Source organism: Bacillus sp. GbtcB14, assembly GCF_019091205.1.
In the GTDB taxonomy this organism is placed as follows: Bacteria; Bacillota; Bacilli; order Bacillales; family Bacillaceae_G; genus Bacillus_A; species Bacillus_A cereus_AG.
Genome location: NZ_JAGXJT010000013.1, coordinates 63,472 through 77,973 on the forward strand (window position 1 = coordinate 63,472; position 14,502 = coordinate 77,973).

Consider the following 14,502-nt stretch of genomic DNA (forward strand, 5'->3'; position numbering starts at 1 on the left):
AAATATCGTAAATATTTGTTGAAGTCTGTTATAATATATAAAAATGAAAACGCTTTAAAGGGAGGATGTAACCAATATGATGATGAATGTACCTCTAACAATTAGTTCTATGATGGAAAGAGCCGAAAAATTATTCCCGAAGAAAGAAATCGTTTCTCGTACACATGATACCATTACGACATTAACGTATAAGCAGCTTGGAGAAAGGACGAGAAGACTCTCTAGTGCGTTAAAAAAGCTTGGGATTAAGGAAGGTGAACGTGTAGGTACCTTAGCGTGGAATCATCATCGACATGTGGAGGCATATTTTGCTATTCCTGGTATTGCTTCCGTTTTACACACAATTAATATTCGTTTATCTCCTCAACATATTTCATACATTATTCAGCACGCAGAAGATCGAATTCTACTTATAGATGAAGATCTCGTACCACTCGTTGAAAATATTCAATCACAATTATCAACTGTACAAGCCTACATTATTATGACTGATAAAGATGAACTTCCCAATACTACGCTAGAACCTGTATATCATTATGAAAAACTATTAGAAGAAGGCGATCCGAATTTCCAATTTGTAAAAGATATTGATGAAAATACACCTGCTGGTATGTGTTATACGTCAGCGACTACAGGAAACCCAAAAGGTGTTGTATATACGCATCGTAGTACTGTACTGCATTGTATGGCACTCGGTTTAGCGGATACAGCTGCTTTATCGGAAAGTGATGCGGCGATGGCAATTGTACCGATGTTCCATGTGAACGCTTGGGGGCTTCCTTTTGCAGCTACTTGGTTTGGAACTAAACAAGTTCTGCCAGGACCAATGTTTACTCCAAAAATTTTATTAGAGATGATTCAAGCTGAAAAAGTAACGATAGCAGCAGGTGTGCCGACAATTTGGCTCGGTGTATTACAAGAATTAGAAAATAATAGTTACGATTTATCTAGTATAACGAGAATATTATGCGGTGGTGCTGCTGCACCGAAAAGCGTTATTAAAGCATTTGAGCAAAAATATAATGTTCCTTTCGTACATGCATATGGTATGACTGAAACAAGCCCACTCGTAACACTTGCACGTTTAAAAAGTTATGAAACAGAATTATCATATGAAGAGCAATTAGAAATCCGCTCAAAACAAGGATATCTTGTCCCTGGTGTAGAGATGAAAGTAGTCGGTACAAACGGTGAAGTGAAGTGGGATGGTACTGAGATGGGAGAGTTATGTTTACGAGCACCTTGGATCGCTGAAAGCTATTATAACGATGATCGTACTGTCGAAGGATTCCGAGACGGTTGGTTATATACTGGTGATGTTGTTACAGTTGATGAGGAAGGCTGCGTGAAAATTGTTGATCGTACGAAAGATGTTATTAAAAGCGGGGGAGAATGGATTTCTTCAGTGGATCTTGAAAATGCTTTAATGGCCCATGATGCTATATTTGAAGCGGCCGTTGTTGCAGTTCCACACCCGCAGTGGCAAGAGCGTCCAGTTGCCTGCGTTGTACAAAAGGCAAATAGCACTGTTACAAAAGAAGAACTATATGAATTTTTAAAACCACAGTTTGCGAAGTGGTGGTTACCAGACGATATTGTATTTATGGAAGAAATACCGAAAACATCTGTTGGAAAGTTTTTAAAACAGGCGCTTCGGAAAGAGCTTGAGCATTTGCATAAAGAGAAATAATTGAATCCTTATTTGTAAACTTTTATTAAAACTAAGTTGACAAAGGGGAGGTTGAAAGATAATATAATTCTTGTAATATGTTATCTAAATTTTAATTTAAGTTTACAAATGGGAGAAGCAAACATGAATACAAAAAACTTAGTTTTCGTCGCTTTATTTAGTGCTATTATGGGAGTGTTAGGATTAATACCTCCGATTGCTCTTTCTATTACACCAGTTCCAATTACATTACAATCACTTGGTGTTATGCTTGCTGGTGGACTGTTAGGATCACGTCTTGGTGCATTAAGTCAGCTTGTTTTCTTGCTGATTGTAGGAGTGGGAGCACCATTACTTGCTGGTGGACGCGGTGGCCTTGGTGTATTTTTTGGGCCAAGTGCAGGATATTTACTTGGTTATATTGTTGGAGCGTTTGTCATTGGGTATTTAATTGAGCGTTTACGTAAAGTTTCTATTATAAAAGTATTATGTATTAATATAATTGGTGGTATTTTCGTAGTTTATGTATTTGGTATCATTGTGCAAGCTTTCGTAATGGATATTTCTATATGGCAGACGATGAAAGTAAGTGTTGTATTTTTACCAGGTGATTGCATAAAAGCGATTATAGCAGCAGTTCTTGTAACGAAATTACATCGTTCATTGAAACATATTATTACGCCTGCTCTAAAAGGCGGGAAATATACAAATGCGGGATAGGTAAGAGAAGAAACACGTTAATTACGTGTTTCTTTTTGTTATTTTGTAAAGAAAGGACGTCTCATATGGGGATTACAAAAGAATATAAAAAGCATGCCTCTTTACAAGCAAATAAAATAGCGATAAAGGAAAATAATCGAGTTTTAACATATAAAGAGTGGTTTGAGTCAGTATGTAAAGTAGTAAGCTGGTTGAATGAAAAAGAATCAAAAAATAAAACAATAGCAATTGTATTAGAAAATAGTATGGAGTTTTTACAATTATTTGCTGGTGCTGCTATGGCCGGATGGGTTTGTGTGCCCTTAGATATAAAGTGGAAAGAGGATGAGCTAAAGGAAAGACTAGCAATCAGTAATCCAGATATGATTATTGCGGAACGATATAAGTTAAATGACATTGCGGATGAAGAAGGAAGAATAATTGAAATTGATAAATGGAAACAAATAATAGAGAACTATCTTCCTACAGAGCACATTGTAGAAAGTGTACAACATGCTCCGTTTTATATGGGATTTACATCAGGATCAACTGGGAAGGCAAAAGCATTTTTACGTGCACAACAATCGTGGGTTCATAGTTTCGATTGCAATATACATGACTTTCATATGGAAAAAGAAGATTCTATTTTAATAGCTGGGACGCTCGTCCATTCTCTTTTTTTATACGGCGCAATAAGTGCATTATATGTAGGGCAAACGGTGCATATTATGAAAAAGTTTATTCCAGATCAAGTACTGGATAAGTTAGAAACAGAAAATATTTCGGTCATGTATACAGTTCCGACAATGCTAGAATCTTTATATAAAGAAAATAGAGTAATAGAAAATGGGATGAAAATTATTTCGTCAGGAGCGAAATGGGAAGCTGAAGCGAAAGAAAAAATAAAGAGTATATTTCCTTATGCGCAAAAATATGAATTTTACGGTGCATCGGAACTAAGTTTTGTAACAGCACTTGTTGATGAAGAGAGCGATAAAAGGCCAAATTCAGTAGGAAAACCTTGTCATAATGTTCAAGTTCGAATATGTAACGAAGTAGGAGAAGAAGTACAGAAAGGCGAGATAGGAACTGTTTATGTGAAAAGTAATCAGTTTTTTATGGGCTACATATTGGATAAGGTTTTAGTTCCAGAGTTGACTGCGGATGGCTGGATGACAGTGCGAGATGTAGGCTATGAAGATGAAGAAGGCTTTATATATATAGTGGGTAGAGAGAAGAATATGATTTTATTTGGAGGAATTAATATTTTCCCAGAAGAAATAGAAAGTGTATTACATGAACACCCAGCTGTTGATGAAATAGTTGTAATTGGTGTGAAAGATAGTTACTGGGGTGAAAAACCTGTCGCCATCGTAAAAGGAAGTGCTACGAGGCAACAATTAAAAAGTTTTTGCATACAACGATTATCCTCGTTTAAAATACCGAAAGAATGGCATTTTGTAGATGAAATACCGTATACAAATAGCGGGAAAATCGCTCGTATTGCAGCAAAAAATATGATTGAAAGCCAGGAGAAGATATATGAAGAGAGCGGTTATTGTAGAAGCGAAAAGGACACCTATTGGTAAAAAGAATGGAATGTTGAAAGATTATGAAGTTCAGCAATTAGTAACGCCGCTTCTTACGTTTTTAAGTAAAGGAATTGAGAGAGAAATAGACGATGTTATATTAGGAAATGTTGTTGGACCGGGAGGGAATGTTGCAAGATTATCTGCTTTAGAAGCAGGACTTGGCTATCATATTCCTGGTGTAACGATTGATCGGCAATGTGGTGCCGGATTGGAAGCGATTCGTACTGCATGTCATTTCATTCAAGGCGGCGCAGGTAATTGTTATATTGCAGGAGGAGTAGAGAGTACAAGTACATCACCTTTTCAAAATAGAGCGCGATTTTCACCAGAAACAATTGGTGATCCTGATATGGGAGTGGCGGCTGAATATGTTGCAGAGCGTTATAATATAACGCGAGAAATGCAAGACGAATACGCTTGTCTTAGTTATAAAAGGACACTGCAAGCATTAGAGGATGGATATTTACAAGATGAGATACTCTCGTTTAATGGATCTTTTGACGAAGCTATCAAACGAGAAATGAATTATGAAAGAATGATTAAAAGAACAAAGCCCGCATTTTTACAAAATGGTACAGTAACGGCAGGTAATTCGTGCGGTGTAAATGATGGAGCATGTGCCGTTCTTGTAATGGAAGAGGGGCAAGCACGAAAATTAGGATACAAGCCTGTTCTTCGTTTCGTTCATAGTGCTGTAGTGGGAGTAAATCCAAATCTTCCGGGGACTGGTCCGATATTTGCGGTGAACAAATTATTAAATGAAATGAATGTAAAAGTAGAAGACATCGATTATTTTGAAATCAATGAAGCATTTGCTTCGAAAGTTGTTGCTTGTGCAAAGACGTTACAAATTCCGTATGAAAAATTAAATGTAAATGGTGGTGCAATTGCGCTCGGTCATCCGTACGGTGCATCTGGAGCTATGCTTGTGACACGTTTGTTTTATCAAGCACAAAGAGAGCATATGAAATATGGAATTGCAACGTTAGGAATTGGTGGTGGAATAGGGCTTGCGCTATTATTTGAGAAAGTAGAAGACTAGAAAGGGACTAGTTTTCTACTCTTTGAGGAAGATAAGCATTGCTACCAGGTTTTACTTTTATTTTATTCCAAGCAGCGATAGCATCAGCTTTTGATTTCCCTTTGTTATTTGGATCTTCGAAAAAATCGCGAGTGAAACGATTGTATTCAAACTGCGAGCTGATAGTTGTTTTATAAGTAGGATCTTTTTTTCGTTCGTTTTCTTCATACCAAAACGTTATCGCATCTTCATATGTTTTTCCAACATTCTCTTTAAAAAACTTTTGAAGAGCTACTGTAAAGCGGAAGTTTGCTCCGATTTTTTCTTTGAAAAAAGCACGAACATCTTCGCTACAGCGGTGATTGTTAGTAATAATCGTTTGAAGAGAAAGGTCATTATAAGAGAGGGAAGCTTTACTCACCTTTTGACCAGAGCTGTTTTTTAATATTTTACCAGTAGTTAAATAATATGAGATACGCTCGGTTATTTCGATTTTAGAGCCACTAGCTGGCAAATCATGTTCACGACAAAATGTTTGCAGTTCTGCTTTTAACCAGTAATAGTTTTGGAAATCTTCAAGTGATATAGACTTTGTTAAAGGTGGACGCATGAATATAACAACTACTTTCTTCCATAATTTTCTTTAATTATAAAACATACGTTCTTTTTGTGGAAGGGTTAATTTGTAAATATAATGGGAAGCGGAGATTACATATGGAAAATGTAATGCAAGTTCGTGTTACCGGAATTTTAATTGAAGATGAAAAGGTATTACTAGTAAAGCAAAAAGTTGCTAATCGCAATTGGTCTTTACCTGGAGGAAGGGTAGAGAATGGTGAGACGTTAGAGGAAGCAATGATTCGAGAAATGAAAGAAGAAACAGGGTTAAAAGTTAAAATTAAGAAGCTACTCTATGTTTGCGATAAACCTGATGCTCTCCCGTCTTTATTGCATATTACGTTTTTGCTTGAAAGGATTGAAGGTGAAATTACGCTACCGTCTAATGAGTTTGATTATAACCCGATTCATGATGTGCAAATGGTGGCGATAGAAGAGTTAAGTAGTTATGATTTTTCTGATAAATTCACAAAACTTGCATCTGAAAATTTCTTGAATGCAGGAAGTTACCAAGGTTTAAAACAAAATATTGGTTTGTAAATACAAACTACTAAAAATATCATTCCTGTAATTTCATTTACCGTATTGCTATGTACGAAGTAAAGAAGTAAGGAGATGTCTCTAGTTTGAAATTTGACTAGACGCCATCTCCTTAAAATGTTTTACACTGCTGACTGTAAAGAAGAAACAAGTTGATTTAAAAACTCATCTCCGCTCATAATCGCTTTTCCGCCGCCGCGGGCACTCTTTTTATTTCCGCCACCTTTTCCTTCAATTGCAGGAAGAGCATCTTTTAAAAGTGTGTTCATATCAAGTGTGACTGTTTTTCCACAAGCGAGGATGCATTGTAGTTTGTCCTCATTTTCAATAACGAAATATGTAAGGGCATGCTCTTGTTGTTCTGTAATAATAGCAGAAAGCTTTGCGATTTCTTGCATAGAACGATTTGTAAATACTTTAGAAATAAGTATGCCAGCATGTATTTCCACAGGCTGTTGCAGTAGTTCATTTGCCTCTGCATATAATAAGTTTTCATTCATTGTTTGTATTGCTTTTTCGTTTTCTTTTTGAGAAGTAAGCAGTTGTGCTACTTTTGCTGGAATATCAGTTTCGCTACTGTTTAATTGTTTAGAAACATCCTTCATAATTTGTTGTTGTTGCCCCATTAATTTAAGTATGCGCCAGCCAGCGATAAACGTTAATCGTATGCCACCTTTATTGCGCTCCCACCCAAGTACTTGAATAGGACCTACTTCACCTGTACGTTTCGGGTGTGTTCCGCCACAGCCGTTATAATCAAAGTTTTCGATCATAACAACGCGTATATTTTCTGTCATAGTCGGTTCTTTACGAAGAGGTAATGTTTTCGCTTCTTCTAAGTTCATCCACTCGATGCGGATGGGATGGTTTTCAAAAACAATTTTGTTCGCAATTTGCACTGCCTTTGCAACTGTTTCCGTAGGAAGATTTTCCGTTTCTAAATCAATTGTTACCGTTTCTTTTCCGAGGTGGAACCCAATTGTTGGTATGTTAAAATGATCCCAAAAAGCAGCAGATAAAATGTGCTGAGCTGTATGTTGCTGCATATGATCAAAACGGCGATTCCAATCTATTTTACCCTCTACTTCTTCTGTATGTAATTGTTCTACTATGAAATGACGAATTTCTCCATCTACTTCTTCAACGTTACTTACCGGAATACCATTTAAAGTTCCAGTGTCGTTTGGTTGTCCGCCGCCTGTTGGATAAAATGCAGTTTCATTTAAGACAACATATAAGTTTCCTTCTGTACAATAATCTTGCTTTATAACTTTAGTAGTAAAGTCTTTCTTATAAGCGTCGATGTAATATAATTTTTGCTCCAATTTTCTTTCCCCTTTCGTGTTAGCTAGTTTCATTGTAAAGCAATTGAAATTAGTTTCCTAATATTTCAGAAGAAAGAAACTATTTTTAGAATTTTCTTGCTATAATAGGAAGAAAATGCGGGGGTGGAATAAATATGTCATATGAAAACGGCGTAGATAAACTGCTTAGTTTAAGCAGAAATATTTCTGAATTATATCGAGAACTAAATGAAATGACCCGGATTTTAACGGACTGTAACCGAGAAAGTGTGAAATTTGATCGGTTATATGTAAAGGAGTTACTTTGGAAGAAAGAAGATGTACTAGAAAAATATGACCAACTACTTGTACAACTTTGTATAAATGAATGCTTTGATTTAAAAAGTGTCATTACAGGGGAATATAAGTATACATATGAAGAAGTAGAAAACATAGTTTTACAATTTAATGAAAAGTATAATGTCGCAATTTTAATTAAAGATGTTTGTAAAGAATTACAGTTTACATATGGAATTGATATGGATATAACGAGAACAACTCGAGTATCAACAGCTCAAGTATAAAAAGGGAAAAGAAAGCAGATCCTTTGCTTTCTTTTTTTATGTAAGAACAGGGAGAGTAGGTTTGAAGATGAAGGGGAAGTTGCAAAATATTCATCCGTTAGGAATAACAATTATAATAGGGACTTTATTTGCGAGGTTCGCTACGTCAATGAGCATTCCTTTTTTAGCAATTTATTTAACGACTGTTAAAGGTGTATCAGCTGGAATGACGGGTGCTATTATCGGAACGAGTGCACTTGTTGGAGTTTTTGCTAGTTTTATTGGAGGGAATTTATCGGATCGATTCGGCCGAAATATGATTATAATATGGTCCATGATTGTTTGGGTGTTTGTATTTATAGGCTTTTCGTTTGCAAATCATGTTTTAAGTTTCTTTTTATTAAATGCTTTGAATGGATTATGTAGGTCTTTTTTTGAACCTACGTCAAGAGCATTATTATCAGATTTAACGAAACCAGAGTATCGTTTACTCGTATATAATTTGCGTTACGGTGCAATCAATGTTGGAGTAGCGATTGGCCCACTTGTCGGATTACAGATTGGAAGCGCAAAATCAACAATTCCTTTTTTAGTCGCAGCTGGAGTATATATGCTATATACAGCTATATTGGTATTCCAATTTAAGAAGTATCCAATTGAAAAAAAGAAAGTAAATACAGAAAAGCCTGTTACAATGTTAAATGCAGTTCGTATATTGCGGAAGGATGTCGTATTTTTAGTTGCTTTAGTTGGTATTATTTTGAGTAATTGTGGTTTTTCTCACTTAACGACAACAGTATCTCAATATTTTGCAAATGCACATATATTTCAGGATGGTGTGAAATTGTTTTCGTATATGTTAGCTTTAAATGCGATTGTTGTAGTCGTAATTCAATACCCTGTTATTCAAATATGTAAAAAGTATACACCGTTAGTATCTATTATGGTGGGAACCTTATTTGTGAGCGGAGGATTGTTTGGATTTGGAATAGTAGAATCTATGCTAGGTGCTGCCATTTGCACAATTATTTTTACAATTGGAGAAGTTCTCATGTTTTCAATGACGGATGTGTTTATAGATGGTATAGCTGCTTCACATTTAAAAGGAACATATTTTGGAGCAATGGGGTTTTCAGGAATTGGAGCAGTAATTGGTCCATGGCTTGGGGGCGTACTTCTCGATTACTACGGATATCAAAATGGATTTATTGTCTTTTCAGCGCTAGCTATAATTTCAACTGTAGCATTTCCTGTACTTGTAGTTACAAAAGGTTTATTGAAAAAAAGATATGATAGAAATTGTAATTTAGAATTACATGCGAAATAAAACAAGCCCCAGCAGATGACTGGGGCTTGTTTTTGTATTCATTCCACTATTTGCGGGAAGTAAAACTCCCATTGATTAAAGTTTCACTTTATTTTAATTCTCAATTTGAAAAAGAACTTTTTTTTCATGTTTATCAGCTACTTCATTTTTGGAAATATGAATGGCTAAATATCCATTCTCTAAGCAGGCTAGCATCTTTTTATAAATAATAGTAGCGGGTAAAGGAATGATCCGCTGCAAAGAAATATTTTTATGAAGTATGCAAATATTTAGGCCTGTCTCCATCTTTTTAATGAATACATTTTGTTCTGTTACATTTGGTACATCTGTTTCCAGAATGTATTCTTGTTCAGTTTCACAAAGGTCAATATGAATTTGATTTGGAAAACTAAAGTTACTACAAGAATCAGAACAAAATTGATCCATCCATTCTTCGAAACCATCAACATGAAAAAGACAATCCTTCTTTTTCTTGCCCATGTAAGACACCCTCCGTAAAATCTCAATTCATACCATGTTATGCATGAATGAAGTAGGGGTGAAGAATAAATGGAAAAATATAAACATTGTATGTGGCGAAGGTAGCTAGTGTGAACCTTTTGTTTTACATATCATGATGTGCATGATTCTTTTGACGTGAATGGTTACGGTTTTTTACTTTATGAGATCCGCTTAATGGTTCGGGTTGTCCTTTTTTTTCTTTTGCTTCACGATTGTTTTTGCCCATTGTATGTGACACCTCCTCTTTCTCTTTAGAATGAGAGAAGTTTGCAAATTTATACGAGAATGTTTTTAGAAAAAAAGGTAAAGATAAATGGGACTAACTATTATGGAAAGGGGATTATATAATGCCATATCATAAAGATAAACAACAAGCTTTTCAAGCAGCGCAGCAAGGAGTTACACAAGCAGAAAACGCATTTAATAACATTGTGAAAAATGATCCAAACTACGGTCACGATTTAAAAGAGTTACGCCAAGAGGTTCAGGAAGCGTATGAACAAATTCAAAATGCACTAGAAGTAGCTTCGGAAACACAACGCCCACAACTTGAGCAATACGAAAATAATCTCCAAAACATTATGCGAAATGTAGATCAATTAGAAAAGTAAATGAGATTGTTGTGTATTCGACAACCTTATTACTTTGACGAACGTTATGCTAAAACAGAAGATTTTTCTATTCGTTTTTTGTTTATTATGCGCAGTACATATATTTCAAGTTGAAAAAGTGGAAGCGAAAATGTTGCTCAGAAAAGAGCTAGAACCAACTGGCTATGTAACGTGGGAAGTACCTAATAATGAAAAAATTATTGCCATTACATTTGATGATGGACCAGATCCAACTTATACACCACAAGTTTTACATTTATTACGTCAATATAAAGCAGAAGCGACATTTTTTATGATTGGATTTCGAGTGCAGCGTAATCCATATTTAGTGAAAGAAGTGTTAAAAGAGGGGCATGAAATTGGAAATCATACGATGAATCATTTGTATGCGAGTAATTCATCAGATGAAAAATTAGAAAATGATATTTTAGATGGGAAGAAATATTTCAAAAAATGGGTGAAAGAACCTTTGCTATTCCGTCCACCTGGCGGATATATTAACGATGCTGTATTTAAAACAGCGAAAGAAGCTGGTTATCAAATTGTTCTATGGTCGTGGCATCAAGACCCACGTGATTGGGCCAATCCAGGGGTTGAATCCATCGTAAATCATGTAGTAAAAAATGCTAAAAGTGGAGATATCGTATTGTTACATGATGGAGGAAATGATCGTAGTCAAACAGTAGCGGCACTTGCAAAAATTTTGCCTGAGCTGAAAAAGCAGGGGTATCGATTTGTAACTGTTTCGGAATTATTACGTTATAAACACTAGAAAAAATCCCAAAAGGTGTATGTTCCTTTTGGGATTTTTCGTTACTGGTTCTTTTTACGTTTTTTATTATTTTGTCGCTCTGCAGGAGTTAAATTCTCATTTGCAAACTCTTCGTTATAACCAGCACCTTGTCCTTGTGCGGATGCAGCATTCATTCCTGAAATAGTATGATTTGCTTTTCTTTTACTCATTTTATTTCACCTCTATAACTTTTTTTGTAAGTTGAATGATGAGCAGTTCATAGTATGTATGAACTGTAAGTAAAGCGCTAATAGAGCACTTTACTTTATGGTAATAGTATTCATAAGGAGCATGAAAGCTATTCAAATTTAGAAACATAAAGAAAACTTATGATAATCTATAAGTTTCTTATTATTTACTTATTTAGAAAGTTGTAATAAGATATTATCGTAAGGTATTGAAAAGTTTGTCTACATTTTATATTCAGACAACTTAGTCACGTTTAACAGGGGGGAAACATAATGGTCAAACATAATCCATTTCAATCACGTGCAACTTTTGAAGTAGATGAAAAAACGTATCATTATTATGATTTGAAAGCGCTTGAAAATGCAGGGGTTGGCAACGTATCTCAATTACCATATTCCGTGAAAGTTTTACTTGAATCAGTACTTCGTCAAGTAGACGGACGTGTAATCACAGAAGAGCATGTTACAAATTTAGCGAAATGGGGAACGAAAGATGTGCAAGATATAGATGTTCCATTTAAACCATCTCGTGTAATTTTACAAGATTTCACTGGTGTTCCAGCTGTTGTTGATTTGGCTTCGCTTCGTAAAGCAATGGCAGACATGGGCGGGGATCCGGATAAAATTAATCCAGAAATTACTGTAGACCTTGTAATTGACCACTCTGTACAGGTTGATAGAGCGGGTACGGCAGACGCGCTTGCATTCAACATGGACTTAGAGTTTAAACGTAATGAAGAACGTTATAAATTTTTAAGCTGGGCACAAAAATCATTTGATAACTATCGTGCAGTTCCACCAGCTACAGGTATTGTACACCAAGTAAACCTTGAATATTTAGCACCAGTCGTTCATGCTGTGAAAAATGCTGAAGGTGACTTAGTTGCATACCCAGATTCATTAGTTGGAACAGACTCACATACAACAATGATTAACGGTATCGGCGTTCTTGGATGGGGCGTTGGTGGTATTGAAGCAGAAGCAGGAATGCTTGGACAGCCTTCATACTTCCCAGTACCTGAAGTAATCGGTGTGAAATTAACTGGTACACTTCCAAGTGGTACTACAGCAACAGACGTTGCATTAAAAGTAACACAAGTATTACGTCAAAAAGGTGTAGTTGGTAAATTCGTTGAGTTCTTCGGTAATGGACTAAAGAGCATGCCTTTAGCTGACCGTGCAACAATTTCAAACATGGCACCAGAATATGGCGCAACTTGTGGATTCTTCCCAATTGATGATATTTCATTAGAATACTTACGTTTAACAGGTAGAGATGAAGAACAAATTCGCGTTGTGGAAGAATACTGTAAAGCGAACGGTTTATTCTATACGGCAGACAGCAAAGATCCGATTTACACTGATCTTGTTGAAATTGATTTAAATACAATCGAATCTAACCTTTCTGGGCCGAAACGCCCACAAGATTTAATTCCACTTTCAGATATGAAAGATGCGTTCCACAAAGCTGTTTTAGCACCAGTTGGAACACAAGGACTTGGATTTAATGAGCAAGAGTTCGATAAAGAAGTGAAGGTTACATTAGAAGATAAAGAAGTAACGATGAAAACAGGTGCAATTGCAATCGCTGCAATTACAAGCTGTACAAATACATCAAACCCATACGTATTAATTGGGGCAGGTCTAGTTGCGAAGAAAGCAATTGAAAAAGGACTTGTAGTACCTGAATACGTAAAAACATCATTAGCACCAGGATCTAAAGTTGTTACTGAGTACTTAGATAAATCAGGTTTAACAACATATTTAGATCAATTAGGTTTCCAAACAGTTGGTTACGGCTGTACGACTTGTATCGGTAACTCTGGTCCATTAGCAGAGGAATTAGAAGAAGCAATCGCAGCAAACGATTTATTAGTAACATCTGTTTTATCTGGTAACCGTAACTTTGAAGGTCGTATTCACCCGCTTGTAAAAGCAAACTACTTAGCATCACCACCACTTGTTGTGGCATATGCACTTGCAGGTACTGTTGATATTGACCTGAAAAATGATGAAATTGGTAAAGATGCAAATGGCAATGCTGTATACTTCAACGATATTTGGCCATCAGCTAAAGAAATTGAAGATGTAGTTCAAAGCGTTGTTACATCTGAACTGTTCAAGAAAGAATATGCACAAGTATTTAACAGCAATGAGCGTTGGAACGAAATCCAAACTTCAAATGAAGCTTTATATACTTGGGATAATGATTCAACTTATATTCAAAACCCACCATTCTTTGAAGGTTTATCAAAAGAGCCAGGTGAAGTTGAAACGTTATCAGGCTTACGCATAGTTGGTAAATTTGGTGATTCTGTAACGACAGACCACATTTCACCAGCAGGTTCAATCGGTAAGCACACACCAGCTGGACGTTACTTATTGGAAAACGGCGTACAACCAGTTGACTTCAACTCTTACGGTTCTCGTCGTGGTAACCATGAAGTTATGATGCGTGGTACATTCGCGAACATCCGTATTAAAAACCAAATCGCACCAGGAACAGAAGGCGGATATACAACACATTGGCCAACTGGTGAAGTAACATCTATCTATGATGCTGCTATGAAATATAAAGAAGAGGGCACAGGCCTTCTAGTTGTTGCTGGTAAAGATTACGGTATGGGAAGTTCTCGTGACTGGGCTGCGAAAGGTACAAACTTATTAGGTATTAAAGCAGTAATCGCAGAAAGCTTCGAACGTATTCACCGCAGTAACTTAGTGTTAATGGGTGTGTTACCACTTCAATTTAAAGATGGCGAAAGTGCTGAAACATTAGGTCTTGTTGGTAACGAGTCATTTGAAATTCAAATTGACAAAACAGTTAGACCACGCGATCTTGTAAAAGTAGTTGCAACTGATGCAGATGGCAACGAAAAACAATTTGAAGTAGTAGCTCGTTTCGATAGTGAAGTTGAAATTGACTACTACCGTCACGGTGGTATCCTGCAAATGGTTCTTCGTGAGAAAATTGAAGAGTCTAAAGTGTCGAACTAAATAATTGAAATGAACAATAAGGAAGCTAACAACTGTTAGCTTCCTTATTTTATGGAAAGGGATGAAACCATTTGGTTTCATCCCTTTCTTTTTACTATAA

The 14,502-nt window shown here is 36.0% G+C and carries 15 protein-coding genes; 10 read left to right on the forward strand and 5 right to left on the reverse strand.

From position 1 onward, the window contains the following. Nucleotides 1-76 precede the first annotated feature (76 nt). The 4 genes from KVT31_RS25540 to KVT31_RS25555 all read left to right on the forward strand — a co-directional run bounded on the left by KVT31_RS25540 (nucleotide 77) and on the right by KVT31_RS25555 (nucleotide 5,002). Nucleotides 77-1,690 (forward strand): long-chain fatty acid--CoA ligase, encoded by a 1,614-nt coding sequence (locus tag KVT31_RS25540; RefSeq protein ID WP_088097315.1) that lies wholly within the window; start codon nucleotides 77-79, stop codon nucleotides 1,688-1,690. A 123-nt stretch (nucleotides 1,691-1,813) separates the two neighbouring features. Further along, nucleotides 1,814-2,389: a biotin transporter BioY gene (locus KVT31_RS25545; protein ID WP_088097314.1), complete on the forward strand. Its 576-nt coding sequence runs from the start codon at nucleotides 1,814-1,816 to the stop codon at nucleotides 2,387-2,389. A gap of 65 nt (nucleotides 2,390-2,454) precedes the next feature. Then, nucleotides 2,455-3,957 (forward strand): acyl-CoA synthetase, encoded by a 1,503-nt coding sequence (locus tag KVT31_RS25550; protein ID WP_088097313.1) that lies wholly within the window; start codon nucleotides 2,455-2,457, stop codon nucleotides 3,955-3,957. Further along, nucleotides 3,911-5,002, forward strand: coding sequence for an acetyl-CoA C-acyltransferase (locus KVT31_RS25555; RefSeq protein ID WP_088097312.1), 1,092 nt, complete (start codon nucleotides 3,911-3,913; stop codon nucleotides 5,000-5,002). The genes KVT31_RS25550 and KVT31_RS25555 overlap by 47 nt, the downstream gene beginning before the upstream one ends. 7 nt (nucleotides 5,003-5,009) lie before the next feature. On the opposite strand, the gene KVT31_RS25560 is transcribed toward KVT31_RS25555, so the two are convergent. Further along, nucleotides 5,010-5,591, reverse strand: a complete 582-nt coding sequence (locus KVT31_RS25560; protein ID WP_088097311.1) for a DUF6434 domain-containing protein — start codon at nucleotides 5,589-5,591, stop codon at nucleotides 5,010-5,012. A gap of 104 nt (nucleotides 5,592-5,695) precedes the next feature. Between KVT31_RS25560 and KVT31_RS25565 the strand changes: the two genes are divergently transcribed. Then, a complete protein-coding gene (locus tag KVT31_RS25565; RefSeq protein WP_088097310.1) occupies nucleotides 5,696-6,139 on the forward strand; it encodes an NUDIX hydrolase in 444 nt (147 codons plus the stop codon). A gap of 122 nt (nucleotides 6,140-6,261) precedes the next feature. Here KVT31_RS25565 and KVT31_RS25570 read toward each other — a convergent pair whose 3' ends face one another. Then, nucleotides 6,262-7,464 (reverse strand): alanyl-tRNA editing protein, encoded by a 1,203-nt coding sequence (locus KVT31_RS25570; RefSeq protein WP_170930148.1) that lies wholly within the window; start codon nucleotides 7,462-7,464, stop codon nucleotides 6,262-6,264. A gap of 134 nt (nucleotides 7,465-7,598) precedes the next feature. Between KVT31_RS25570 and KVT31_RS25575 the strand changes: the two genes are divergently transcribed. Both KVT31_RS25575 and KVT31_RS25580 read left to right on the forward strand, forming a co-directional pair. Beyond that, on the forward strand, nucleotides 7,599-8,006 hold the full coding sequence (locus KVT31_RS25575; RefSeq protein WP_140392522.1) for a hypothetical protein: 408 nt from the start codon (nucleotides 7,599-7,601) through the stop codon (nucleotides 8,004-8,006). A 67-nt stretch (nucleotides 8,007-8,073) separates the two neighbouring features. Further along, complete coding sequence (locus KVT31_RS25580) at nucleotides 8,074-9,312, forward strand: MDR family MFS transporter (protein WP_088097307.1); 1,239 nt, start codon at nucleotides 8,074-8,076, stop codon at nucleotides 9,310-9,312. A 93-nt stretch (nucleotides 9,313-9,405) separates the two neighbouring features. Here KVT31_RS25580 and KVT31_RS25585 read toward each other — a convergent pair whose 3' ends face one another. Together KVT31_RS25585 and KVT31_RS25590 are read right to left on the reverse strand one after the other, a co-directional pair. Next, nucleotides 9,406-9,792, reverse strand: a complete 387-nt coding sequence (locus KVT31_RS25585; RefSeq protein WP_140392521.1) for an Hsp20/alpha crystallin family protein — start codon at nucleotides 9,790-9,792, stop codon at nucleotides 9,406-9,408. A 124-nt stretch (nucleotides 9,793-9,916) separates the two neighbouring features. Continuing rightward, nucleotides 9,917-10,039, reverse strand: coding sequence for a small acid-soluble spore protein P (locus KVT31_RS25590; RefSeq protein WP_000517650.1), 123 nt, complete (start codon nucleotides 10,037-10,039; stop codon nucleotides 9,917-9,919). Between the two features lie 121 nt (nucleotides 10,040-10,160). Here KVT31_RS25590 and KVT31_RS25595 point away from each other — a divergent pair, with 121 nt between their 5' ends. Both KVT31_RS25595 and pdaB read left to right on the forward strand, forming a co-directional pair. After that, nucleotides 10,161-10,424 carry a hypothetical protein gene (locus tag KVT31_RS25595; RefSeq protein ID WP_001146295.1) on the forward strand — a complete coding sequence of 88 codons (264 nt, stop codon included), beginning with the start codon at nucleotides 10,161-10,163 and terminating at the stop codon, nucleotides 10,422-10,424. 46 nt (nucleotides 10,425-10,470) lie between these two features. After that, nucleotides 10,471-11,196 (forward strand): polysaccharide deacetylase family sporulation protein PdaB, encoded by a 726-nt coding sequence (pdaB, locus tag KVT31_RS25600; protein WP_097819619.1) that lies wholly within the window; start codon nucleotides 10,471-10,473, stop codon nucleotides 11,194-11,196. A 41-nt stretch (nucleotides 11,197-11,237) separates the two neighbouring features. Here the strand turns inward: pdaB and sspO are convergent, their stop codons facing one another. After that, complete coding sequence (gene sspO / locus KVT31_RS25605; RefSeq protein ID WP_072191489.1) at nucleotides 11,238-11,387, reverse strand: acid-soluble spore protein SspO; 150 nt, start codon at nucleotides 11,385-11,387, stop codon at nucleotides 11,238-11,240. Between the two features lie 291 nt (nucleotides 11,388-11,678). Here sspO and acnA point away from each other — a divergent pair, with 291 nt between their 5' ends. Beyond that, nucleotides 11,679-14,402 (forward strand): aconitate hydratase AcnA, encoded by a 2,724-nt coding sequence (acnA, locus tag KVT31_RS25610; protein ID WP_088097304.1) that lies wholly within the window; start codon nucleotides 11,679-11,681, stop codon nucleotides 14,400-14,402. Nucleotides 14,403-14,502 lie beyond the last annotated feature (100 nt).